The organism is Enterobacter sp. SORGH_AS_0287, from assembly GCF_031453695.1.
Taxonomy (GTDB): domain Bacteria; phylum Pseudomonadota; class Gammaproteobacteria; order Enterobacterales; family Enterobacteriaceae; genus Enterobacter; species Enterobacter ludwigii.
In genome coordinates this window covers 111,685-134,330 of record NZ_JAVIZW010000001.1, presented here as the reverse complement: position 1 = coordinate 134,330, position 22,646 = coordinate 111,685, and the positions used below count along the sequence as shown (strand labels likewise).

The window sequence follows — 22,646 nt, the reverse complement described above, 5'->3', positions numbered from 1 at the left end:
AATCTCCCTAAACTCTACAGCAAACCGGCATGCTTCAGCGCTGCTGTGACAATTTCACGACCGTGGTCGGTAATCGGTGTCATTGGCAGACGCAGCGTATCGGTTGCTACAAGTCCCAACTCCTTACACGCCCATTTCACGGGGATCGGATTGGGTTCGACAAATAATTTATTATGCAACGGCATCAGACGCTGATTAATCACGCGAGCTTCATCAAAGTGACCGGCAGCCGCCAGTTTGCACATTTCAGCCATATCGCGGGCCGCAACGTTCGCCGTTACGGAGATCACGCCATGGCCACCGAGCTGCATAAAGTCCAGTGCGGTCGCATCATCGCCGCTCAACAGGATAAAGTCGTCTGAAACCAGCTCTTTGATCTGATGAACGCGGCTTAAGTTCCCTGTCGCCTCTTTAATCCCGATAATATTTTTTACTTTCGAGAGACGACCAACGGTTTCCGGCAGCATATCGCAGCCAGTACGGGACGGCACATTATACAGAATTTGTGGCAAGTCAGTATGTTCTGCGATGGCTTTGAAATGCTGGAACAGACCTTCCTGAGTAGGACGGTTGTAATAAGGGGTCACCGTCAGACAGCCCACGATGCCGCTGTCGTTAAAACGTTTGGTCAAACTGATAGCTTCTGCCGTGGCGTTAGCGCCTGTCCCTGCGATGACCGGGATACGCCCGTCAGCCAGTTCCAGGGTCAGCATCACCACATCGCCGTGCTCTTCGTGGCTTAGCGTTGCAGATTCACCGGTAGTCCCTACCGAAACGATCGCCGAGGTTCCATTGGCGACATGGTAATCAATCAGCTTCTTCATGCTTGACCGGCAGACATTACCTTTTTCATCCATCGGTGTAACAAGCGCGACAATACTTCCCGTGAACATGAGCCATCCTCTGTGCGAACAAGAGCCTCAATGGTACGTTTGGAACTGTAATAAAAGCAAGCGACCTGAGGCCCTCAGGCGGTTGTATGCATGTTTTTTTTATGCTTTCCTTAGGAAGACTTAACCATGCAAAGGAAGAACAGGTTTGACAACCTCATCACAACATTACCTGGTTATCACTGCGCTGGGTGCTGACAGGCCGGGTATCGTGAACACCATCACCCGCCATGTGAGCAGCTGCGGCTGTAATATCGAGGACAGTCGTCTGGCTATGCTGGGCGAAGAGTTCACGTTTATTATGCTGCTGTCCGGGACATGGAATGCCATTACCCTTATCGAATCGACCCTGCCGCTCAAAGGTGCGGAGCTGGATTTGCTGATCGTGATGAAACGCACCACTGCTCGCCCACGTCCGGCCCTGCCCGCGACTGTCTGGGTGCAGGTTGAAGTCCCCGATTCACCCCATCTGATTGAGCGCTTCACCGCGTTATTTGACAGCCATCAGATGAATATTGCCGAACTCGTTTCCCGAACGCAGCCGGGTGACGGCAGCGCCATTCCCACCCTTTTTATTCAGATTACCGCGCACAGTCCTGCCTCGCAGGATGCGTCAAATATCGAGCAAGCGTTCAAAGCCCTCTGTACAGAATTAAACGCGCAAGGCAGTATAAGCGTCGTCAATTATTCGCAGCATGAACAGGATGGAGTTGAGTAATGAACCCACTGAAAGCCGGTGACATCGCACCGAAATTTAGCTTACCTGACCAGGATGGTGAGCAAGTAAATTTGACCGACTTCCAGGGACAGCGTGTTCTGGTCTATTTTTACCCGAAAGCCATGACCCCGGGCTGCACCGTACAGGCCTGCGGCTTACGCGACAACATGGACGAGTTGAAAAAAGTCGGCGTGGAAGTGCTGGGTATCAGCACCGATAAGCCAGAAAAGCTGTCACGATTTGCTGAAAAGGAGCTGCTTAACTTCACGCTGCTTTCTGACGAAGACCACCAGGTATGCGAGCAGTTTGGCGTCTGGGGCGAGAAGACCTTTATGGGCAAAACCTACGACGGCATTCACCGTATCAGCTTCCTGATTGACGCTGACGGTAAAGTTGAACATGTGTTTGATGACTTCAAAACCAGCAACCACCACGACGTGGTGCTGAACTGGCTCAAACAAAGCGCCTGATCGTTGGGCCGCGGCTTCGCCTGACCCGACCTACGCGGTAAATGCAATACGGTAACGCAGGTTACCGTTTTTGATATTTGCCCCTCTCCCCACGGGAGAGGGTATCAGGCCGCACAACTATCTACTTATCCTCAACCGCAGGCACATCCGGCCACGCGTGAACCACTGCTTTGATCAGCGTTGCCAGCGGAATGGCAAAGAACACGCCCCAGAATCCCCACAGCCCGCCGAAAATCACCACGGATAAGATAATCACAAGCGGATGCAGGTTCACTGCTTCGGAGAACAGCACCGGCACCAGCAGGTTGCCATCAAGTCCCTGAATGATCAGGTACACCGCGAAGCAGCTCCAGAACTCGGTCCCCAGACCAAACTGGAACAGCGCAACGCCGACAACCGGAATGGTCACCACAAAGGCACCGATGTAGGGAATGAGCACCGACAGCCCCACCAGCACCGCCAGCAGCAGCGAGTAGTTAAGCCCGAAAATTAAAAAACCAATCCAGGTAGCCACACCCACCACAATCATCTCCAGCACTTTGCCGCGAATGTAGTTGGTGATCTGCTGGTTCATCTCTTCCCACACCTGCCCGGCCAGCCCGCGATTACGCGGCAGAATGCGCCGCACCGCGTTCAGCATCTGCTCTTTATCTTTGACGAGGAAGAAAACCATTAACGGAACGAGGACAAGGTAGACGGCCAGCGTGAGCAACCCTACCAGCGACGCCAGGGAATATTTCACCACGGAATCGCCCATTGTCATGATGCGGGCGCGCATGTTTTCGGCCATCGCATCAATGATCCCGGCATCCATCAGGGCGGGATATCGGCGCGGCAACGTGGCGGCAAAATCAGAAAGCTTATTCAGCATGCCGGGCATATCGCGGATAAGGTAAATCCCCTGTTGCCAGGCCACAGGCATAACGACAAACGACATTAACAGCAGAATGCCGACAAACAGCACCAGGACGATACTGGTCGCCCAGCGTCGGGAACAGCCTATATTTTCCAGACGCGCCGTTGGCCACTCCAGCAGGTACGCCAGCACAATCGCGACCAGCAGGGGGGCGAGAAGACCGCTGAAGAAGAACAGAATGCCGAACCCGGCGACGAGAATAACCAACAAAGCAATGGCTTCCGGGTCGCTAAACCGACGGCGGTACCACTGCATTAACATTTCGAGCATACAACCCTTCCCTGAATCGGATGGCGGGAGTGAGAACGTGAATTGTATCTAACTGTCACAAAAAAGACTTTCGCTTTTTGTCTCCCTGCCACGATCCGCAAAACCCTGATGAATGGGATTTTCTTCATGCTTCAACACGGCTACACTCGCAGGGCAGTGGAGATGAACGATATGCCGGTTCATCGGTCAAATTAGCACATCCCAAATACAGGACAGTGGTTATGTTCAGGCAGTTGAGAAAAACACTGGTTGCGACACTGATTGCCGCACTGACGGTCGGTCAGGTGTTGCCAGCTTTCGCTGACTCGTCCGATTCATTGCCGGACATGGGCACTACAGCAGGAAGCACGCTCTCCATTGGGCAGGAAATGCAGATGGGGGATTATTACGTTCGTCAGCTGCGTGGCAGCGCGCCGCTGATTAACGACCCGTTGCTGGTTCAGTACATCAACGGGCTGGGCATGCGCCTGGTCGCGCACGCCAACTCGGTAAAAACCCCCTTCCACTTCTATTTAATCAATAATGACGAAATCAACGCCTTCGCCTTCTTTGGCGGCAACGTGGTGCTGCATTCGGCGTTATTCCGCTACTCTGATAACGAAAGTCAGCTGGCCTCGGTCATGGCGCACGAAATCTCTCACGTCACCCAGCGCCACCTTGCCCGGGCAATGGAAGACCAGAAGCGTAACGCTCCGCTGACCTGGGTTGGCGCATTGGGTTCCATTCTGCTGGCAATGGCCAGCCCGCAGGCCGGGATGGCGGCGTTAACCGGTACGCTGGCGGGAACACGTCAGGGGATGATCAGTTTCACCCAGCAAAACGAACAGGAAGCGGATCGTATTGGCATTCAGGTGCTGCAACGTTCGGGCTTTGACCCGCAGGCCATGCCGAGCTTCCTCGAAAAGCTGCTCGACCAGGCGCGCTACTCCTCCCGTCCACCGGAAATTTTGCTGACGCACCCCTTACCGGAAAGCCGTCTGTCGGATGCGCGTAACCGTGCCAACCAGATGCGCCCGGTCGTGGTTCAGTCGTCGCAGGATTTCTACATGGCAAAAGTGCGAACGCTTGGAATGTACAATTCCGGGCGTAACCAGCTGACCAGCGACCTGCTGGATGCGCTGGCAAAAGGCAACGTGCGTGAGAAAAACGCGGCTCAGTATGGCCAGGCGTTACAGGCGATGGAAGCCAGCAAATATGACGAAGCGCGTAAAACGCTGCAGCCACTTCTCGCCGCCGATCCGAATAACCCGTGGTATCTCGATCTCGCCACGGATATCGATCTGGGGCAGAAAAAAGCCACCGATGCGATTAATCGCCTGAAAGGGGCAAAAGAGGTGCGGACTAACCCGGTGCTGCAGCTTAACCTGGCGAATGCTTACTTACAGGGTGGTCAGCCTGCTGAAGCGGCGAACATTCTGAACCGCTACACCTTTAACAATAAAGACGATCAGAACGGCTGGGATCTGCTTGCCCAGGCAGAAGCGCAGCTGGGCAACCGCGATCAGGAGCTTGCGGCACGCGCCGAAGGCTTTGCCCTGGTGGGGCGTCTTGATCAGGCGATTTCCCTCCTGAGCAGTGCCAGTTCACAGGTTAAGCTCGGCAGTCTGCAGCAGGCCCGTTACGATGCGCGTATCGATCAGCTTCGCGGTCTGCAGCAGCGCTTTAAGCCGTACGAGAAGATGTAATAAAGGAGAATTCAGGTCATGACAGACGCGGTAAAAATCTACCACAACCCACGCTGCTCGAAGAGCCGCGACACCCTTAGCCTGCTGAAGTCGAACGGCATTGACCCGGAAGTGGTGCTGTATCTGGAGACACCGCCCGATGCACAGACGCTTCGTCAGCTGCTGCACATGCTGGGAATGGGCAGTGCCAGAGAGCTAATGCGCCAGAAAGAGGACCTGTATACGTCGCTCAATCTGAATGACAGTCGTCTAACCGAGGCTGAGCTGATTCAGGCGATGGTTGAAAATCCGAAACTGATTGAGCGCCCCATTGTGGTCGCAAACGGTCAGGCGCGTATTGGACGCCCGCCGGAAGAGGTGCTCGAGATTCTCTAATCCTTACGCCGCAGCGCTTCCAGAAAGGCCTGCGGCGTGCTCTCTCCCAGCTTTTTCTGCGCTTTGCCCCGATTGTAGAACTCGCACATCTCGATCAACACCTGCCCTAACGGAACAGCATTCACTCGTGGAATGATGTCGCCGAGCGGTACCGCAACCTGCACGGCCTTGTGCCTGGTCGGCTGTACTTTTACGACAGGTTCACCCGTGGGTAAGTCGGGTTCAAAACCGAAAGTCTCAACAGATTGGATACCAGCCGGACAGGCGTTCAGCAACTCACACATCCAGTTGTTCAGCAGCTGTGATGAAATTCCCGCATAGAGCCGGGCATAACACCAGCCGCTCACCGGTTCGCGCCCCCACAGCAGATGCTGCTCCCCGCCATCATCCATATGCAGCGATAAAGGCTGGTGATGCACCAGCAGTTTTGTGGGTAAAACGCCTGCCTTTAGCGCTTTTTTCCCCTGAAGTTCAACGCCTTTACGTTTCGCAGGAGCGGGACGGAGATATCGGTTCAGTGTCGCCCGCGAAACGGAAATCCCCAGCACCGCGTTAACCAGCAGCAGGAGTTCATCCAGCGGTGCGCCCGTGATATCACGCAGGGCATTAACGAGGTCAACCTGCTCTTGTCTCATCGCTTTGTGTATCAATTTTGGGGTCGTATGATTGTCAGAAACCCGATCGCGATTGCGCCATCGCCGCACGGTCGTCACGGAAATACCCAGCTCCGTAGCCAGTTCTCTGTCGCTTTTATTGGATTGTTGCAGATAGCGACGGATCCGCGGCGTGGTGGTGGCATTGGCGTGCAATTTGATTTCCATCGCTGTAACTCCATAACCAATCTCATGAGATTTATAATATCTTAGCGAGTGCTTTGTGACCTGTTTCACCTTTCAGCCACCGCGCTTCACTGATAATCCACAGACATAACATAACAACACCCCTCAATCTTGTACGGAGTTCACAATGAACAATGTTCTGGGATTTCTTGAAGCAAAACTGATGCCGCTGGCGGCCAAAACTGCGCAACAGCGGCATCTGGGCGCCATACGCGGGGCCTATGTTTCCTTCATGCCGTTTATCATCGTCGGCTCGATTCTGCTGGTCATCTCCTCTTTTCCGAACCAAACCTATCAGCAGTTTATGTCTCAGGCATTTGGTGAAAGCTGGAGTGCCATCATTGAAATTCCGTTCAACGCGGTGTTCTCAACCATGTCGCTGTTTATCAGCTTCCTGGTGGCGTTTCGCCTGGCTGAACACTACGGCGAAGATCGCATCTCCTGCGGCATTCTGGCTCTGGTTGCCTTTTTAATCCTGACACCTTTTATCAAAGTGGCCGAAAACGGCGGTATCACGGTCATGCCGGTGGAGTGGATTGGCAGCAAAGGGCTGTTCGTGGCGATGATTGGCTCTCTGCTGTGGACGGAGCTGTTCTGCTGGCTGAAGCGCAAAAAGCTGGTCATCAGAATGCCTGATGGCGTGCCGCCAGCGGTGCAGGAGTCGTTCGCCGCGCTGATCCCGGCCCTGCTGGTAATGATTCTGGTGCTTATTATCCGCATCATTTTCGAAAACACCCACTACAACACCATTCACCAGTTTATTTACGAGGTGGTCGCCACGCCGGTTCGCCACTACGGGACCTCCTATTTCGGCGCGCTGATGACGGTGTTCAGCATCACCATTCTGTGGTCTGTGGGCATTAACTCAGGCTCAATGATCAACGGCATCATTCGCCCGCTGTGGATGGAGAACCAGACCGATAACATCGCCGCCATCCAGGCGGGTACGACGCCGCCGCACATTATCACCGAACAGTTTTTTGACATGATCTGGATGGGTGGCGCAGGGGCAACGCTCTCGCTGGTGATTGCGATGCTGATTTTTGCCCGCAGCAAAAACATGCGCGAGGTGGCGCGTCTCGGCGCGGGGGCCTCGGTGTTTAACATCAACGAGCCGATTCTGTTTGGTCTGCCGGTTATCATGAACCCCATCATGCTGATCCCGTTCAATCTGGTGCCGCTGGTCCTGGTTACCGTGCAATATGCTGCGATGAAAATGGGTGCCGTCGCTGTGACCACCGGGGTGTTTATCCCCTGGACGTTACCGCCGGTGATCAGCGGGTTTATCGTCACGGGGCATCTCAGCGGCAGCGTGATGCAGCTTATCAACCTGCTGATTGGCGCCATGCTGTATCTGCCTTTCATGCGTATCGTGGATAAACAATACCGCGCCGCGGAGATTGCCACCGTGACGCAAACCGACCCAACCCTTGCAAAACAGGAGTAAAGCATGTGGGGAATTATCGCAACCTGGCGAATGGCGCTTGAAGGGGTCACGGAGTCTGCGTCTGCGCTGGCTGCGGGGAAACCGGTAGCAGAAGCGGTGGTCGATGCCGTTGCTGCCGTCGAGGACTTCCCGTTGTATAAATCCGTCGGCTACGGCGGGCTGCCAACCGAAAATGGCGAAGTCGAACTGGACGCGGCGTATATGGATGGCGATACGCTTGCGTTTGGGGCCGTGGGAGATCTGGTTGATATTGCGAACCCGGTGCGTGTCGCCCATGCGCTAAGCCGCCAGCGCTATAACAGCCTGCTGGTCGGCCAGGGCGCGCGCGAATGGGCGCTGAGTCAGGGGTTTGCCAACAAAACCATGCTTACCGACCGCGCGATGCAGCATTATCGTAAGCGCTGCCGGGAGACGCTGGACAAAGGCTTAAGCCCGTACGATGGGCATGACACCGTCGGGATTATTGGCCTCGACAAAATGGGGTCGATGAGCGTGGCGACCTCCACCAGCGGTCTGTTTATGAAAAAGCGCGGCCGTATTGGCGACTCGCCGATTATCGGCTCCGGCTTTTACTGCGACAGTGAAACCGGTGCCGCCACCGCCACCGGCGTGGGGGAAGACCTGATGAAAGGCTGCACCAGCTACGAGATTGTTCGCCGCATGGCACAGGGCATGTCACCGCAGCAGGCGGCGGACTCGGTGGTCTTCGAACTGGAAGACAAACTGATGTCACGCTTTGGCCGCGCGGGCGATCTCTCGGTGGTGTGCATGAATAATAAAGGCGAATTCGGCGCCGCAACCAACATCAAAACCTTCTCATTTGTGGTGGCAACGGCCCGCCAGCCTCTCACCGTATTTCGCGCCGAGCGCCTGCGGGAAAAAACGCACTATCAGCCCGTGGATGAGGAATGGATGCAGGCCTATGCCGCGCGGATCCGCGCGCCAGTTGAGGAGTCACAATGATTACCTTTAAGCTTATCACCGCCCTTGCAGACGCAAAGCCCCAGAGTCATCTTATTGCCCGGGCCGCCTGCGCGTTACTGCCGGACACCGCACTCATCGCTGAAATGCGTGAACAAAACGCCGTCGCGGATACCCGCTTTGGCTGTGCCCCGTTTGCCAGAATCACGCTGCTGCCGGATGCGCTCTGGCAGGACAGTCTGACAGAAGGGTTACTCGCCGCCCTCCGTCCACTGCTGGCAGCCCCGGTCAGCGCCGATGTGGTACTGGATGTCACGGATATTGACGAGGTGGTGCTGACGCAGGTTCTGCGTTTTCTCTTTAACCAGGCGCATGACCTTCGCGATCTGCAGCTTAAGAAAACCGATGGCAAAAGCGTTCGCCTTCGCCATGTCACCGCCCTGTGTCATCCGCAACAGCGTGAAAGGCTGGACGCTCTCTTCCAGCGACAGCAGGCCATTGCCCGAGGAATGGTCGCCGCGCGACGTCTGGCGGATATGCCGTCCGATCGCTGTACGCCGCAGTATGTCGTCGACGAAGCGCAAAAGCTGTGCGCCGCCTTCCCCGCCCTGCGGTGTGAAGTGCTTGATGAAAAGCAAATTATTGAACAGGGACTGGGGCTTCTGCATGCCGTCGGTAAAGGCGCGACCTGTCCACCGCGGCTGCTGGCCATTCACTATAACGGCATCGCTGATGGCCCGGTACGCTGTTACGTGGGCAAAGGCATAACGTTTGATACCGGTGGCCTGTGGCTGAAGGAAGGCGCGGGCATGTACACCATGAAATATGACATGTGCGGGGCAGCGAACGTGCTCGGGTTGATGCTGAGCGTGGCAGAACTCGGCCTGCCGGTTCGTATTATGGGCGTACTGGCGCTGGCGGAAAACGCCATAGGACCGGATGCAATGCAGCCGGGCACGGTGGCCAGCGCCTGCAACGGTATCACGGTTGAAATCAACAATACCGATGCCGAAGGCCGGCTGGTACTGGCGGATGCGATCGCCTGGGCCAGCCAGCGTCATCCGCAGGCTCGCTATATTATTGATATGGCGACCTTAACCGGTGCCGTCGTGAAAGCGCTGGGGTACGAGCTGAGTGGGTTAATGACGCAGGACGAAGCGCTGCGTCAGGCGCTCACCCACGCGGGGAAACGGAGCGGTGATGAGGTGTGGTCCCTGCCGCTGGATGCACGGTTAAAAAAACAGACCGACAGCGCCATCGCCGACCTGTGCAATACCCCACCCAATAATGCGGCGATCAGCGCATCGGCGGCCTGGCTGTTACACCATTTTTGCCCGCCGACCATTCCATGGGCCCATCTGGATATTAGCGGCACGGCGCTGTGGCGTGAGAACGGAAAAAGCGTGGCCTCGGGCAGACCCATTCCACTTCTGGTTGAGCATTTGCTGGAAGACAGGTGAGTTTTAGCCAGTGGCACTGGTTCTCCCTCTGCGCCAGGCAGAGGGAGAAAATCGCATCACAGCTTCAGAATATCTTTCACAAAAGGAATGGTCAGCTTGCGCTGCGCGGTAATCGAAGCGCGATCGAGCTGATCGAGCGTATCAAAGAGCGTGCGCATTTCCCGGTCCAGGCGCTTGAGCAGGAAACGCCCCACGTCTTCCGGGAGTTCAAAGCCGCGCAATCTTGCGCGCAGCTGTAACGCCTGAAGTTTGTCTTCATCCGACAGCGGCTGCAGCTTATAGATTTGCCCCCAGTCCAGACGGGAAGCCAGATCCGGCAGCCCCAGATTCAACTGGCGCGGCGGACGATCGCCGGTGATCAGCAGCCGGGTTTTCCCCGACTCCAGAATGCGGTTATAGAGGTTAAAGATCGCCATTTCCCATGGCTCATCCCCCGCCACACATTCGATATTATCGATGCAGACCAGTGAGAGATGTTCCATTCCCTCCATGACTTCAGGCACAAACCAGGTACGTTTATCCAGCGGCACATAGCCTACCGCATCACCCCGCGCGGAAAGCTCCGCACAGGCGGCATGCAACAGGTGGCTGCGCCCCGCGCCTTCGCGTGACCAGATATAGATGTATCCGCTGTGTTCCTGACGCAGCACGTTTTGCAGTGCAGCCAGTAAAGAGGGGTTATCACCCGGCCAGAAACTCGCAAAAGTTTCGTCGTCAGGGAGATAGAGTGGCAGAGAGAGCTGTGCCGGTCCGTTCAGAAGTACCTCAACCAGATCTTACATAAAATCGGCGGTGAGTTTAGCACGGAACGTGCAAGGAGAGAACCGGGCGGATCGTCCGCCCGGTTTTACGATCAATGTGACGCTTTTTCGCTGTCTTCAGCATCCAGCACCACTTCTTCCGGGCGCAGGACGGAGATCAGTTTGAAGATCAGGCTCAGGCCCACACCCACGATGGTCGCCAGCGCCATGCCTTTCAGTTCAGCCGCACCGATGTGCACCTTCGCGCCGCTCACGCCGATGATCAGGATCACGGAGGTGAGGATCAGGTTTTGCGCTTTGCTGTAGTCCACTTTCGATTCAATCAGCACGCGAATACCGGACGCGCCGATCACACCGTACAGCAGCAGAGAGACGCCTCCCATTACCGGTACCGGAATGATCTGGATAGCCGCCGCCAGTTTGCCCACGCAGGAGAGCAGGATGGCGATGATTGCCGCGCCGCCAATAACCCAGGTGCTGTAGACGCGGGTAATCGCCATCACGCCAATGTTCTCACCGTAGGTGGTGTTAGGCGTAGAACCAAAGAAACCGGAGATAATGGTAGAGAGGCCGTTAGCAAACATCGAGCGGTGCAGGCCCGGGTCGCGGATCAGGTCACGTTTAACGATGTTTGCCGTCACCACCAGGTGACCTACGTGCTCAGCAATAACCACCAGCGCCGCGGGCAGGATCGTGAAAATGGCAAACCATTCAAAGCGCGGGGTATAGAAGGTTGGCAGTGCGAACCAGTGCGCTTCAGCAATAGGCGTGGTATCAACAACGCCCATCACAAAGGAGAGCGCGTACCCCGCCAGCACACCGATCAGGATCGGGATAATCGCCATAAAACCGCGGAACAGCACGGAACCAAATACCGTTACGCCCAGTGTCACCATCGAGATGATGATGGTTTTGGAATCCGGTGACTGCCCGTCAGCAGGCAGCAGGCCGGCCATATTGGCCGCCACGCCCGCCAGCTCCAGACCGATGACGGCGACAATGGCCCCCATTGCGGCAGGCGGGAACATAACGTCCAGCCAGCCGGTACCGGCCTTCTTCACAATGAAAGAGACCAGGCAGAAGAGGACGCCACACATAATGAAGCCGCCCAGCGCCACTTCATACCCCAGCGGCAGCAACAGCAGAACCGGTGAAATAAAGGCGAAGCTTGAGCCGAGATAGGCAGGGATTTTGCCTTTACAGATAAAGAGGTAAAGCAGCGTACCCACACCGTTGAACAACAGCACGGTAGCCGGGTTAATGTGAAACAGGATTGGCACCAGCACGGTTGCGCCAAACATGGCGAACAGGTGCTGCAGACTAAGCGGGATTGTCTGTAAAAGCGGCGGTCTTTCACTCACCCCGATAGCACGGCGCGTCATAGTGTTTTCCTCTGAGTAGTATTGTTGTTGGCGTTTTATTCAAAAAAAAGCCGACTATCAAAGTCGGCTTCATTATCGTTATTCGATTATTTAGTACCAAAAATCTTATCGCCGGCATCGCCAAGCCCCGGGATGATGTACCCGTGCTCATTCAGCCCCTGGTCGATAGACGCGGTATAGAGTTCGATATCCGGGTGCGCTTTTTCCAGCGCCGCGATACCTTCTGGTGCGGCAACCAGCACCAGCACTTTGATGCTGCTGCAACCGGCTTTTTTCAGCAGGTCGATGGTGGCAATCATTGAACCGCCGGTCGCCAGCATCGGGTCAACCACCAGGGCCATACGCTCGTCGATGTTAGACACCAGCTTCTGGAAGTACGGTACCGGCTCCAGGGTCTCTTCGTCGCGGTAGACCCCGACCACGCTGATGCGCGCGCTTGGCACGTGCTCCAGCACGCCTTCCATCATGCCGAGGCCGGCACGCAGGATGGGCACAACGGTAATTTTCTTACCTTTGATCTGCTCAACCTGAACCGGGCCGTTCCAGCCCTCGATGGTCACTTTTTCCGTTTCCAGGTCAGAGGTCGCTTCATAGGTCAGCAGGCTGCCGACTTCAGAAGCCAGTTCGCGAAAACGCTTCGTGCTGATGTCATGCTCACGCATCAGGCCCAGCTTGTGTTTAACGAGTGGGTGCTTCACTTCCACAATCTTCATTCTCTTTCTCCTCTGAGGGGCAACCGCAAAAAAATCGCGGGATTATACCGCTTTTTTCGGATTGCACCATACCCAACTTGCTTGACGTACATCAAGCAAAGTGTTTTAGAGGCAAAAAAGCCGGAGGGCAAGCTCCGGCTTTTTGCGTTTTTACTCTGCTGGAATTAAAGAGTGTCGCCGTTGCTGGCTATCACCTGCTTATACCAGTCAAACGACTTCTTCTTACTGCGGTTCAGGGTGCCGTTACCTTCATTGTCTTTGTCGACAAAGATAAAGCCGTAGCGTTTTTTCATTTCACCCGTTCCGGCAGACACCAGGTCGATACAGCCCCACGGGGTATACCCCATCAGATCAACGCCATCTTCGACCACCGCTTTTTTCATTTCGCGGATGTGCGCGGCAAGGTAATCAATACGGTACTGGTCATTCACCGAACCGTCGCTCTCCTGCACGTCGATGGCGCCAAAGCCGTTCTCCACGATGAACAGGGGCAGCTGATAGTGATCCCAGAACCAGTTCAGGGAGTAACGCAGGCCCACCGGATCAATCTGCCAGCCCCAGTCAGATTTCTGCACGTACGGGTTGGAGACCAGGCTCTTACTTTCATCGTAATCCAGCTCCGGGTTATCCGCCGTCGCTTTGGTGGCGAAAGACATGTAATAGCTAAAGCCGATGTAATCGACACACCCCTGCGTCAGCGCCGCGTTATCTTCTTCTGTGATATCCAGCGTGAAACCGCGACGAGCAAAGTAGTTAAGCAGATGCTGTGGGTACTTGCCGCGCACGTGGACATCGGTGAACCAGTAGCGACGGTGCATGGCGTTCATCGCCATCATCATATCGTCCGGGGCACAGGTCAGCGGATAGATTGGACACATGGCAATCATGCAGCCGATCCGCAGCGACGGGTTAATGTCGCGCCCGGCCTTCACCGCCAGGGCGCTGGCCACCAGCTCATAGTGTGCTGCCTGGAACATCACCGGCTCGCGGTCTTCGCCCGGCTCGTACTTCAGGCCGGAGTTGGTAAACGGTGCAAAGTCTTCGTGGAAGTTAGCCTGGTTATTGATCTCGTTAAAGGTCATCCAGTACTTCACTTTATGCTGGTAACGTCTGAACACCACCTCCGCAAAGCGAACAAAGAAGTCGATCAGCTTACGGTTACGCCAGCCACCGTATTCGGTGACAAGGTGGAACGGCATCTCGAAATGGGAAAGGGTAATAACCGGCTCGATGCCATACTTCAGGCACTCGTCAAACAGGTCGTCATAGAATTTCAGGCCAGCTTCGTTAGGCTCCAGCTCGTCCCCTTTCGGGAAGATACGCGTCCAGGCGATGGAGGTACGGAAGCATTTGAAGCCCATCTCGGCAAAGAGTTTGATGTCCTCTTTATAGCGATGGTAGAAATCGATGGCTTCATGGTTAGGGTAATTTTTCCCTGGCAGCACGCCGTTGGTGATTTCACGCGGCACGCCGTGCGCGCCGGCGGTCATCACATCGGCAACGCTGATCCCCTTACCGCCCTCGTTCCAGCCCCCTTCCAGCTGATGCGCTGCGACCGCACCGCCCCACAGAAAATCTGCTTTGAATCCAGACATACACTTTCCCTCATTCTGCGTTATTTTCTGCAAAAACAATTACAGAAACCGGTTTCATCCTGATGATGTGCAAAGGGGCTTTCTGTTGCAAGGAGAAAACCGAAACCGGTTTCATTTTCGTGAACAGACTCAACTTTGGGCGCATTCGCAGGGCCTGCTGAAAAAAAAATCCTCTCGCCGAGAATAGGCTCGCAAACGTTTGCCTGGACTGTTAGAATTGCGCCGATTTTTCTTACTAGCTATGCAATCGCGTGGGGACTTGAGCCGTGACCAACAAAACTTCTCTCAGCTACAAAGATGCCGGTGTTGATATTGACGCAGGTAATGCGCTGGTTGACCGAATCAAAGGTGTGGTGAAAAAAACCCGCCGCCCGGAAGTGATGGGTGGTCTGGGTGGATTCGGCGCACTGTGCGCACTGCCGCAAAAATATCGTGAACCTGTTCTGGTCTCGGGTACTGATGGTGTAGGGACGAAACTGCGCCTGGCGATGGATTTAAAACGTCACGACACGATCGGTATCGATCTGGTCGCGATGTGTGTTAACGACCTGGTGGTTCAGGGCGCAGAGCCGCTGTTCTTCCTGGATTACTACGCGACCGGAAAACTGGACGTGGATACCGCAGCAAGCGTCATTAACGGCATTGCCGAAGGGTGTCTGCAGTCTGGCTGTGCGCTGGTCGGTGGTGAAACCGCCGAAATGCCCGGTATGTATCACGGCGAAGATTATGACGTCGCAGGCTTCTGCGTTGGCGTAGTAGAAAAATCAGAAATTATCGACGGCAGTAAAGTGGCTGATGGTGATGTGCTGATCGCGTTGGCCTCCAGCGGCCCGCACTCGAACGGCTACTCTCTGGTGCGTAAAATCCTCGACGTGAGCGGCAGCGATCCACTGACCACCGAGCTTGATGGCAAGCCACTGGCTGACCATTTGCTGGCGCCGACCCGCATCTACGTGAAAAACGTGCTGGAGCTTATTGAGAAGGTTGACGTGCACGCCATTGCCCACCTGACCGGTGGCGGCTTCTGGGAAAACATTCCGCGCGTACTGCCGGACAACACCCAGGCGGTGATTGACGAATCGTCCTGGCAGTGGCCGTCCGTCTTTAACTGGCTGCAGACTGCGGGCAACGTGAGTTCACACGAGATGTACCGCACCTTTAACTGTGGCGTGGGCATGGTTATCGCGCTGCCAGCAAGCGAAGCGGATAAGGCGATTAAACTGCTGACCGACAAAGGTGAAAACGCGTGGAAAATCGGTATTATCAAAGCATCCGATTCCGAACAGCGTGTGGTCATTGAATGAAAAACATTGTGGTGCTCATTTCCGGTAACGGAAGCAATTTGCAGGCGATAATTGACGCCTGCAAACAGAAGAAAATCAACGGCACCATTCGGGCAGTATTCAGCAATAAGGCCGACGCGTTCGGCCTTGAACGTGCCCGGGAAGAGAACATTCCCGCGCACGCGCTGGAAGCCAGCCAGTTCTCCGGACGTGAAGCGTTTGACCGGGAACTGGTTCAGGAGATTGATGCCTATGCGCCTGACGTTGTCGTGCTGGCGGGGTATATGCGTATCCTGAGCCCGGCATTTGTCGGGCACTACGCTGGTCGTCTGCTGAATATCCACCCTTCCCTCCTGCCGAAGTATCCCGGCCTGCACACCCATCGTCAGGTTCTGGAAAACGGCGATGAAGAGCACGGTACCTCCGTGCATTTCGTTACCGACGAGCTGGACGGCGGGCCGGTGATCCTGCAGGCAAAGGTGCCGGTCTTTGAAGGTGACAGCGAAGACGACGTTACCGAACGCGTGCAGACGCAGGAACACGCCATTTATCCTCTGGTGGTAAGCTGGTTTGTTGACGGGCGTCTTCAGATGCGCGACGGTGCCGCCTGGCTGGACGGCGTCAGGCTCCCTGCACAGGGTTATGCCGCTGACGAGTAGTTTGTTTGATGTGCCCGGCGGCGCGACGCCTGCACGGGCCTGTGGTCTTCACTGTCGGGTGAGCACCGCGCTTCCCGACATGCCCTTCCCCCAACCCTCTAAAATCCCCCAGAAAAAAAATAACTGTCATACTTTTCTGGCACTGTTGGACATATCGTGGAAATGCTCGCCATAATAAAGACGAGACGGATTTACCACGTCCTGTGATTGAACTGGAGTGTGAGCTGTAATGGGTCAGGAAAAGTTATATATCGAGAAAGAGCTAAGCTGGTTAGCATTCAACGAACGTGTACTCCAGGAAGCGGCAGACAAAAGTAACCCGCTTATCGAGCGTATGCGTTTTCTGGGGATTTACTCCAACAACCTGGATGAGTTCTACAAGGTTCGCTTTGCCGAACTGAAACGGCGAATCATCATCAGCGAAGAACAGGGCTTAAACTCTCACTCGCGCCATCTGCTGGGCAAAATTCAGTCGCGCGTATTGAAAGCCGATCAGGAGTTTGACGGCCTGTATAACGAACTGCTGCTGGAAATGGCACGCAATCAAATCTTCCTGATTAACGAACGTCAGCTTTCTGTTAACCAACAAACCTGGCTGCGCCACTATTTCAAACATTACCTGCGCCAGCACATTACCCCGATTCTGATCAACCGCGAAACCGATCTGGTGCAGTTCCTGAAAGATGACTACACCTACCTCGCGGTGGAAATTATTCGTGGCGACACGATTCGTTACGCATTGCTTGAGATCCCGTCCGATAAGGTGCCGCGGTTTGTGAACCTGCCGCCGGAAACCCCGCGCAGACGCAAGCCAATGATCCTGCTCGATAACATCCTGCGTTACTGCCTGGACGATATCTTCAAGGGCTTCTTCGATTACGACGCGTTAAACGCCTACTCCATGAAGATGACCCGTGACGCCGAATACGATCTGGTGCACGAGATGGAAGCCAGCCTGATGGAGCTGATGTCATCCAGCCTGAAACAGCGCCTGACGGCGGAGCCGGTGCGCTTTGTTTATCAGCGCGATATGCCAGATGCCATGGTGGAAATGCTGCGCGACAAGCTGACCATTTCTCGCTATGACTCCATCGTGCCGGGCGGTCGTTACCATAACTTTAAAGACTTTATTGGCTTCCCGAACGTCGGCAAGGCCAATCTGGTGAACAAACCGCTGCCGCGTCTGCGCCATCTCTGGTTCGATAAATTCCGCAACGGTTTCGACGCCATTCGCGAGCGCGATGTCCTGCTCTACTATCCGTATCATACGTTTGAACACGTGCTGGAACTGCTGCGTCAGGCTTCGTTCGACCCGAACGTACTGGCGATCAAAATCAACATCTACCGTGTGGCAAAAGATTCCCGCATCATCGATGCGATGATCCATGCGGCGCACAACGGCAAAAAAGTGACCGTGGTGGTTGAGCTGCAGGCACGCTTCGACGAAGAGGCAAACATTCACTGGGCGCGCCGTCTGACGGAAGCCGGTGTCCACGTTATCTTCTCAGCACCTGGGCTGAAAATTCACGCCAAGCTGTTCCTTATCTCCCGTAAAGAGGGGGAGGACGTGGTGCGTTATGCCCACATCGGGACCGGGAACTTTAACGAAAAAACCGCGCGAATTTATACCGACTACTCGCTGCTGACTGCCGATGCGCGCATCACTAACGAGGTTCGCCGGGTGTTCAACTTTATTGAGAACCCGTACCGCCCGGTCAGCTTCGATTATCTGCTGGTCTCGCCGCAGAACTCACGCCGCCTGCTGTACGACATGATCGATAAAGAGATCGCCAATGCCCAGAAAGGGCTGTCGTCGGGCATTACGCTGAAACTCAACAACCTGGTCGACAAAGGACTGGTGGATCGTCTGTATGCGGCGTCCAGCTCCGGCGTTCCGGTCAATCTGTTGATACGCGGTATGTGCTCACTGATCCCTGAACTCGAAGGCATTAGCGACAATATTCGCGTGATCAGCATTGTTGACCGCTACCTGGAACACGATCGGGTCTATATTTTCGATAATGCGGGTGATAAGCAGGTCTATCTCTCTTCTGCAGACTGGATGACGCGCAATATTGACTACCGAATTGAAGTCGCGACACCGCTCCTGGATCCGCGGCTGAAGCAGCAGATCCTCGATATCATCGAGATTCTGTTCAGCGATACGGTGAAAGCACGCTATATCGACAAAGAACTCAGTAACCGCTATGTACCGCGCGGCAATCGCCGTAAAGTGCGGTCGCAACTGGCGATTTACGACTATATCAAATCACTCGAGCAACCCGATTAACCTATGCCGATAAATGATAAGACCCCACGCCCGCAGGAATTCGCCGCGGTCGATCTTGGTTCTAACAGTTTCCACATGGTCATCGCCCGTGAGGTGGATGGCGCGTTGCAGATCATCGGTCGTCTGAAGCAGCGTGTACACCTGGCGGATGGTCTTGATGAGCGCAGCATGCTCAGCGAAGAGGCAATGGAGCGAGGCTTAAATTGCCTGTCGCTGTTTGCTGAACGCCTGCAGGGCTTCTCGCCTTCCAGCGTATGCATTGTGGGCACCCACACGTTGCGCCAGGCGCTGAACGCGCCTGAATTCCTCAAGCGGGCCGAAAAAGTGATCCCCTACCCCATTGAGATCATCTCCGGTAACGAGGAAGCCCGTCTGATTTTCATGGGTGTTGAACACACTCAGCCGGAAAAAGGACGCAAGCTGGTCATCGACATCGGCGGCGGCTCTACGGAACTGGTGATCGGCGAAGATTTTGAGCCGCGTCTGGTCGAAAGCCGTCGTATGGGCTGCGTCAGCTTTGCGCAGATGTATTTCCCGGGTGGCGCAATCAGCCGCGAAAACTTCCAGCGCGCGCGCATGGCCGCTATCCAGAAACTGGAGAACCTGGCCTGGCAGTACCGTATTCAGGGCTGGAACGTAGCGCTGGGCGCATCGGGCACCATCAAAGCGGCACATGAAGTGCTGCTGGCGATGGGTGAAAAAGATGGATTTATCACCCCAGAGCGCCTGACCTTGCTGACCGAAGAGGTGCTGAAACATAAAAGCTTTGACGCCTTAAGCCTGCCGGGTCTTTCCGACGAGCGCAAAGCGGTATTCGTACCGGGGCTGGCTATCCTGTGCGGCGTATTTGATGCGCTGGCAATTAAAGAGCTGCGTCTTTCCGACGGCGCGCTGCGTGAAGGTGTGCTGTATGAAATGGAAGGCCGTTTCCGCCACCAGGATATTCGTAGCCGCACCGCGCAAAGCCTGGCAAACCAGTACAATATCGACCGCGAACAGGCGAAGCGCGTGCTGGAAACAACCGTTCAGATATACGACCAGTGGCAGGAGCAGAACCCTAAGCTGGCGCATCCGCAGCTTGCCGCCCTGCTGAAATGGGCAGCGATGCTGCACGAGGTGGGACTGAATATTAACCACAGCGGAATGCACCGCCACTCAGCCTATATCCTGCAAAACAGCGATCTGCCTGGCTTCAACCAGGAGCAGCAAACTATGATGGCGACCCTGGTGCGCTACCATCGTAAAGCCATCAAGCTTGACGATCTGCCGCGCTTCACGCTGTTTAAGAAGAAGCAATTCCTGCCGCTTATCCAGCTGCTGCGTCTCGGCGTCCTGCTCAATAACCAGCGTCAGGCCACGACCACCCCGCCCACGCTGAAGCTCAAAACGGATGACAACCACTGGACCCTGAGCTTCCCGCCAGACTGGTTTAGCCAGAATGCGCTGGTGCTGCTGGATCTGGAAAAAGAGCAGCAGTACTGGGAAGCGGTCACCGGCTGGCTACTCAAAATCGAAGAAGAGAGCTCAGACGTCGCGGCGTAACGGCTCAGGTCTCGACCGGCGACGCCTCTGCTTCCAGCAGTGACTCAAGCGCCACCGGTCTGCCAATCAGATAACCCTGCACATAATCGATACCTAGCGCGTGAACCGCGCTACGTATCTCTTCTGTTTCGACATACTCCGCGACCACCAGCATTTTCTTCATTCGCGCCAGATGGCAAATCGAGGCCACTATCTGATAGTCCAGACTGTTGTTGACGATATTGCGGATAAAGCTTCCGTCTATCTTAAGGATATCGGCGTCCACGCTTTTTAGCCGCGCGTAGCTCGCATAGCCGGTACCGAAATCATCAATCGCAATGCGTACCCCCATTTTTTGCAACTGCCTGAGGGTATGTAACGCCTGCTCACCACTGCCGAAGGTGCTGCACTCGGTCACTTCAAATATCAGCTGCCAGGGTTCCACGGCGTATTTCGCCAGCAGACGACTCACCTCAGCCGGGAACTGCGCACGGCACACGGTGGAAGGGCCCAGATTAATGGCAAAACGCTGGCCAGGCAGATGTACCCGATGCTCTGCCAGGAAGCGTAGCGTGTTCTCCAGTACCCACAAATCAACCCGAGACGACAGACCAAACTCCTGGGCGACGGGCAGGAATTGCAAGGGAGAGAGCAACGCCCCGTTTGCATCCGACATCCGCAGCAACACCTCGTGGTAGCAATCGCCCCGCACGCCGCAAACCGGCTGGACCAGCAGAGTAAACGCGTTACTGTCGAGCGCACTTTGCAGACGGCTCATCATCGCAACCTTGTCCTTCAGGCTACGCTGGAGATGGACAGCACCGCGCTGCTGCAGATTTTCCGGATGGTTGGTCGAAATCGATAGATCGGCAATCACCCCCAGCTCACCGAGGACCAGATAGAGATGGGTCACCGGTGAGCGCACATAGCAGTAGCTCACGCCCACCTGAGGCTGCAGCGGCATCCCATCCCAGACAAAGCGGAGCTGTTTAATATGCTCGTCCAGCGCCTCAATGCGTTGCTGGTGCGATTCCGCGTTAAGGCGAACCGCCAGGTCACAGCCGGTGAGGTGATAGACCCGCTCACTGGGCTGCAAGGTGCCATTGACCCACTGCGCCAGCTGCTGTTTATACAGGATCCGCAACAACACCCCGTAATTTCGGCCCAGCACCTCCAGCTCCGGAATGCGCAGCAGACAGAGCGCCGACCAGGGGTTTTTAGCAAGATCGCGCGACAAGGCCCGCAGGTTCGGCATATGGACAACCGGGTCGAGTAGCGCCAGCCTGCGGGAACGTTTATTCGCGGCGCGCTGGCAGGTGGCCAGCATCGACATGTAAATCACCACAAACGAAAAGACCAGATAGCTGGAAGAGGTAATTGCCAGCTGAATGTCATACCCGGACTGTTGAGGGATATAGCGGTAAAAATAGTGAATAGACACCAGCAGCACCGGGGTCCAGATAAGCGACATCAGCTTATAGCCAAACCGCATCGCTCCCCAGAGCATCACCGGCATCAGCAACGACAGGGTGTAGTTGGTGGTGAAAATCGAGCTGTTTTCGTTCATCGGGAGCAGCAGCAGGGTAAGCAGCCCGCCAAGCGCAATGGCCCACAGCAGAAATTCAATGACCGTCACCTTTTTGTCTATCTGCATTCGCACCTGCGAGACAAGACTTCTGATATACCGCGGATGGCGAATCAGACGGATCAGTAAATAGCTTAACGGCACGCCCGTCAGCCCGCTGACCAGCAGCGTCTGATAGTTAATCAGCGTGCGAATATTAAGCGGGGTCAACCCCTCCAGGCTCTGACGGCTCTCATACACACCCAGATAGAGGGCAAACTGGAACAGCACCAGAAACAGCGTCGCGGGGCAAAAGGCCTGCCAGAAGATACGCTGCGCCATCAGTCTGACATCCCCGTAAGCCGTCATGCTGCGTCTGGGCGCAAACACCCGATACCCTCCCCAGCTGAGCACAACAGGGACAATAAAATGAAAAATGCCGGCGATGGTTTCGAACAACCCAACCGACGGGTAGTAGCGGATGAACAGTGACAATACGATGCCGGGCAGCGCTTCCAGACCAAAAAACATCATCACCGAAAGCAGAAAGGAGAGAGGTAAATAATAGAGTGCCACCAGACCATCGCCCAATCGGGTAAAGGTATTGGCAACGCTTAATACAGGCAGTAAACCCACCGGTAAAATAAGCGGTAAAGCCCACCAGCGGTCTTTATTGTTTTTCAGGAAAGAAATAATGTTCATAGATGCCCGTTTAAACCCCTTTCGCTCCAGAGGGAAATGAAGACAGGCATCCAACCTGACGTACCTGCCGCCCGACAACGTGCGGGGCGAACAGTATGGAGGTGGGATTTTAAATACCAGGCCAGGGAAACCGTTGACTTAAATCAAACTAATTTACTCAAACGATCCTTTCTTACATTTTTTTT

19 protein-coding genes are annotated in these 22,646 nt (G+C 55.2%); 11 read left to right on the top strand and 8 right to left on the bottom strand.

The features are described from left to right. Window positions 1-14: 14 nt before the first annotated feature. A complete protein-coding gene (gene dapA, locus QE396_RS00590; RefSeq protein WP_014171117.1) occupies window positions 15-893 on the bottom strand; it encodes a 4-hydroxy-tetrahydrodipicolinate synthase in 879 nt (292 codons plus the stop codon). A 145-nt stretch (window positions 894-1,038) separates the two neighbouring features. On the opposite strand from dapA, the gene QE396_RS00585 reads away from it, so the two are divergent. Together QE396_RS00585 and bcp are read left to right on the top strand one after the other, a co-directional pair. Next, window positions 1,039-1,608, top strand: coding sequence for a glycine cleavage system transcriptional repressor (locus tag QE396_RS00585; protein ID WP_014171118.1), 570 nt, complete (start codon window positions 1,039-1,041; stop codon window positions 1,606-1,608). Beyond that, window positions 1,608-2,078 carry a thioredoxin-dependent thiol peroxidase gene (bcp, locus tag QE396_RS00580; RefSeq protein WP_014171119.1) on the top strand — a complete coding sequence of 157 codons (471 nt, stop codon included), beginning with the start codon at window positions 1,608-1,610 and terminating at the stop codon, window positions 2,076-2,078. The genes QE396_RS00585 and bcp overlap by 1 nt, the downstream gene beginning before the upstream one ends. Window positions 2,079-2,199: 121 nt before the next feature. On the opposite strand, the gene QE396_RS00575 is transcribed toward bcp, so the two are convergent. After that, a complete protein-coding gene (locus QE396_RS00575; protein ID WP_014171120.1) occupies window positions 2,200-3,264 on the bottom strand; it encodes an AI-2E family transporter in 1,065 nt (354 codons plus the stop codon). Between the two features lie 221 nt (window positions 3,265-3,485). Between QE396_RS00575 and bepA the strand changes: the two genes are divergently transcribed. Together bepA and arsC are read left to right on the top strand one after the other, a co-directional pair. Further along, window positions 3,486-4,949 carry a beta-barrel assembly-enhancing protease gene (gene bepA / locus QE396_RS00570; RefSeq protein WP_020883065.1) on the top strand — a complete coding sequence of 488 codons (1,464 nt, stop codon included), beginning with the start codon at window positions 3,486-3,488 and terminating at the stop codon, window positions 4,947-4,949. An 18-nt stretch (window positions 4,950-4,967) separates the two neighbouring features. Next, window positions 4,968-5,324: an arsenate reductase (glutaredoxin) gene (gene arsC, locus QE396_RS00565; RefSeq protein ID WP_014171122.1), complete on the top strand. Its 357-nt coding sequence runs from the start codon at window positions 4,968-4,970 to the stop codon at window positions 5,322-5,324. Here arsC and QE396_RS00560 read toward each other — a convergent pair. Beyond that, a complete protein-coding gene (locus tag QE396_RS00560; RefSeq protein WP_020883064.1) occupies window positions 5,321-6,145 on the bottom strand; it encodes a helix-turn-helix domain-containing protein in 825 nt (274 codons plus the stop codon). The two genes, arsC and QE396_RS00560, sit on opposite strands and share 4 nt — an antisense overlap. A 145-nt stretch (window positions 6,146-6,290) precedes the next feature. Here QE396_RS00560 and celB point away from each other — a divergent pair, with 145 nt between their 5' ends. Genes celB through QE396_RS00545 form a run of 3 tightly spaced genes read left to right on the top strand, consistent with a single transcriptional unit; the run spans window position 6,291 to window position 9,991 of the window. Next, window positions 6,291-7,610 carry a PTS cellobiose transporter subunit IIC gene (gene celB / locus QE396_RS00555; RefSeq protein WP_014171124.1) on the top strand — a complete coding sequence of 440 codons (1,320 nt, stop codon included), beginning with the start codon at window positions 6,291-6,293 and terminating at the stop codon, window positions 7,608-7,610. Window positions 7,611-7,613: 3 nt separating this feature from the next. After that, entirely contained in the window at window positions 7,614-8,573 is a 960-nt protein-coding gene (locus QE396_RS00550; RefSeq protein ID WP_020883063.1) for a N(4)-(beta-N-acetylglucosaminyl)-L-asparaginase, read from the top strand. Continuing rightward, the gene (locus QE396_RS00545) at window positions 8,570-9,991 is read left to right on the top strand and encodes a M17 family metallopeptidase (protein WP_020883062.1); all 1,422 of its coding nucleotides are present in this window, start codon (window positions 8,570-8,572) and stop codon (window positions 9,989-9,991) included. Before QE396_RS00550 ends, QE396_RS00545 begins: the two co-directional genes overlap by 4 nt. Before the next feature lie 56 nt (window positions 9,992-10,047). Here the strand turns inward: QE396_RS00545 and QE396_RS00540 are convergent, their stop codons facing one another. From QE396_RS00540 to QE396_RS00525, 4 genes are all read right to left on the bottom strand, one after another. Next, window positions 10,048-10,749 carry a DnaA inactivator Hda gene (locus QE396_RS00540; protein ID WP_212479862.1) on the bottom strand — a complete coding sequence of 234 codons (702 nt, stop codon included), beginning with the start codon at window positions 10,747-10,749 and terminating at the stop codon, window positions 10,048-10,050. 95 nt (window positions 10,750-10,844) lie between these two features. Further along, the gene (gene uraA / locus QE396_RS00535; RefSeq protein ID WP_014171128.1) at window positions 10,845-12,134 is read right to left on the bottom strand and encodes a uracil permease; all 1,290 of its coding nucleotides are present in this window, start codon (window positions 12,132-12,134) and stop codon (window positions 10,845-10,847) included. Between the two features lie 86 nt (window positions 12,135-12,220). Continuing rightward, on the bottom strand, window positions 12,221-12,847 hold the full coding sequence (gene upp, locus QE396_RS00530; RefSeq protein ID WP_020883061.1) for a uracil phosphoribosyltransferase: 627 nt from the start codon (window positions 12,845-12,847) through the stop codon (window positions 12,221-12,223). Between the two features lie 164 nt (window positions 12,848-13,011). Then, window positions 13,012-14,442 carry a 6-phospho-beta-glucosidase gene (locus QE396_RS00525; protein ID WP_020883060.1) on the bottom strand — a complete coding sequence of 477 codons (1,431 nt, stop codon included), beginning with the start codon at window positions 14,440-14,442 and terminating at the stop codon, window positions 13,012-13,014. Between the two features lie 266 nt (window positions 14,443-14,708). On the opposite strand from QE396_RS00525, the gene purM reads away from it, so the two are divergent. The 4 genes from purM to ppx all read left to right on the top strand — a co-directional run bounded on the left by purM (window position 14,709) and on the right by ppx (window position 20,216). Continuing rightward, complete coding sequence (gene purM, locus QE396_RS00520; RefSeq protein ID WP_020883059.1) at window positions 14,709-15,746, top strand: phosphoribosylformylglycinamidine cyclo-ligase; 1,038 nt, start codon at window positions 14,709-14,711, stop codon at window positions 15,744-15,746. Further along, the gene (gene purN / locus QE396_RS00515) at window positions 15,743-16,384 is read left to right on the top strand and encodes a phosphoribosylglycinamide formyltransferase (RefSeq protein ID WP_014171132.1); all 642 of its coding nucleotides are present in this window, start codon (window positions 15,743-15,745) and stop codon (window positions 16,382-16,384) included. Before purM ends, purN begins: the two co-directional genes overlap by 4 nt. 229 nt (window positions 16,385-16,613) lie before the next feature. Next, window positions 16,614-18,674, top strand: a complete 2,061-nt coding sequence (gene ppk1 / locus QE396_RS00510) for a polyphosphate kinase 1 (RefSeq protein ID WP_014171133.1) — start codon at window positions 16,614-16,616, stop codon at window positions 18,672-18,674. Window positions 18,675-18,677: 3 nt separating this feature from the next. Continuing rightward, a complete protein-coding gene (gene ppx, locus QE396_RS00505) occupies window positions 18,678-20,216 on the top strand; it encodes an exopolyphosphatase (protein ID WP_020883058.1) in 1,539 nt (512 codons plus the stop codon). A 4-nt stretch (window positions 20,217-20,220) separates the two neighbouring features. Here the strand turns inward: ppx and QE396_RS00500 are convergent, their stop codons facing one another. Continuing rightward, window positions 20,221-22,461, bottom strand: a complete 2,241-nt coding sequence (locus QE396_RS00500) for an EAL domain-containing protein (RefSeq protein WP_020883057.1) — start codon at window positions 22,459-22,461, stop codon at window positions 20,221-20,223. Window positions 22,462-22,646 lie beyond the last annotated feature (185 nt).

Bases quoted from the DNA above. Each gene is read 5' to 3' on its own strand.
- dapA (WP_014171117.1), bottom strand. From the start codon at position 893: ATGTTCACGGGAAGTATTGTCGCGCTTGTTACACCGATGGATGAAAAA.
- bcp (WP_014171119.1), top strand. From the start codon at position 1,608: ATGAACCCACTGAAAGCCGGTGACATCGCACCGAAATTTAGCTTACCT.
- QE396_RS00575 (WP_014171120.1), bottom strand. From the start codon at position 3,264: ATGCTCGAAATGTTAATGCAGTGGTACCGCCGTCGGTTTAGCGACCCG.
- bepA (WP_020883065.1), top strand. From the start codon at position 3,486: ATGTTCAGGCAGTTGAGAAAAACACTGGTTGCGACACTGATTGCCGCA.
- arsC (WP_014171122.1), top strand. From the start codon at position 4,968: ATGACAGACGCGGTAAAAATCTACCACAACCCACGCTGCTCGAAGAGC.
- QE396_RS00560 (WP_020883064.1), bottom strand. From the start codon at position 6,145: ATGGAAATCAAATTGCACGCCAATGCCACCACCACGCCGCGGATCCGT.
- celB (WP_014171124.1), top strand. From the start codon at position 6,291: ATGAACAATGTTCTGGGATTTCTTGAAGCAAAACTGATGCCGCTGGCG.
- QE396_RS00550 (WP_020883063.1), top strand. From the start codon at position 7,614: ATGTGGGGAATTATCGCAACCTGGCGAATGGCGCTTGAAGGGGTCACG.
- QE396_RS00545 (WP_020883062.1), top strand. From the start codon at position 8,570: ATGATTACCTTTAAGCTTATCACCGCCCTTGCAGACGCAAAGCCCCAG.
- uraA (WP_014171128.1), bottom strand. From the start codon at position 12,134: ATGACGCGCCGTGCTATCGGGGTGAGTGAAAGACCGCCGCTTTTACAG.
- upp (WP_020883061.1), bottom strand. From the start codon at position 12,847: ATGAAGATTGTGGAAGTGAAGCACCCACTCGTTAAACACAAGCTGGGC.
- QE396_RS00525 (WP_020883060.1), bottom strand. From the start codon at position 14,442: ATGTCTGGATTCAAAGCAGATTTTCTGTGGGGCGGTGCGGTCGCAGCG.
- purN (WP_014171132.1), top strand. From the start codon at position 15,743: ATGAAAAACATTGTGGTGCTCATTTCCGGTAACGGAAGCAATTTGCAG.
- ppk1 (WP_014171133.1), top strand. From the start codon at position 16,614: ATGGGTCAGGAAAAGTTATATATCGAGAAAGAGCTAAGCTGGTTAGCA.
- ppx (WP_020883058.1), top strand. From the start codon at position 18,678: ATGCCGATAAATGATAAGACCCCACGCCCGCAGGAATTCGCCGCGGTC.
- QE396_RS00500 (WP_020883057.1), bottom strand. From the start codon at position 22,461: ATGAACATTATTTCTTTCCTGAAAAACAATAAAGACCGCTGGTGGGCT.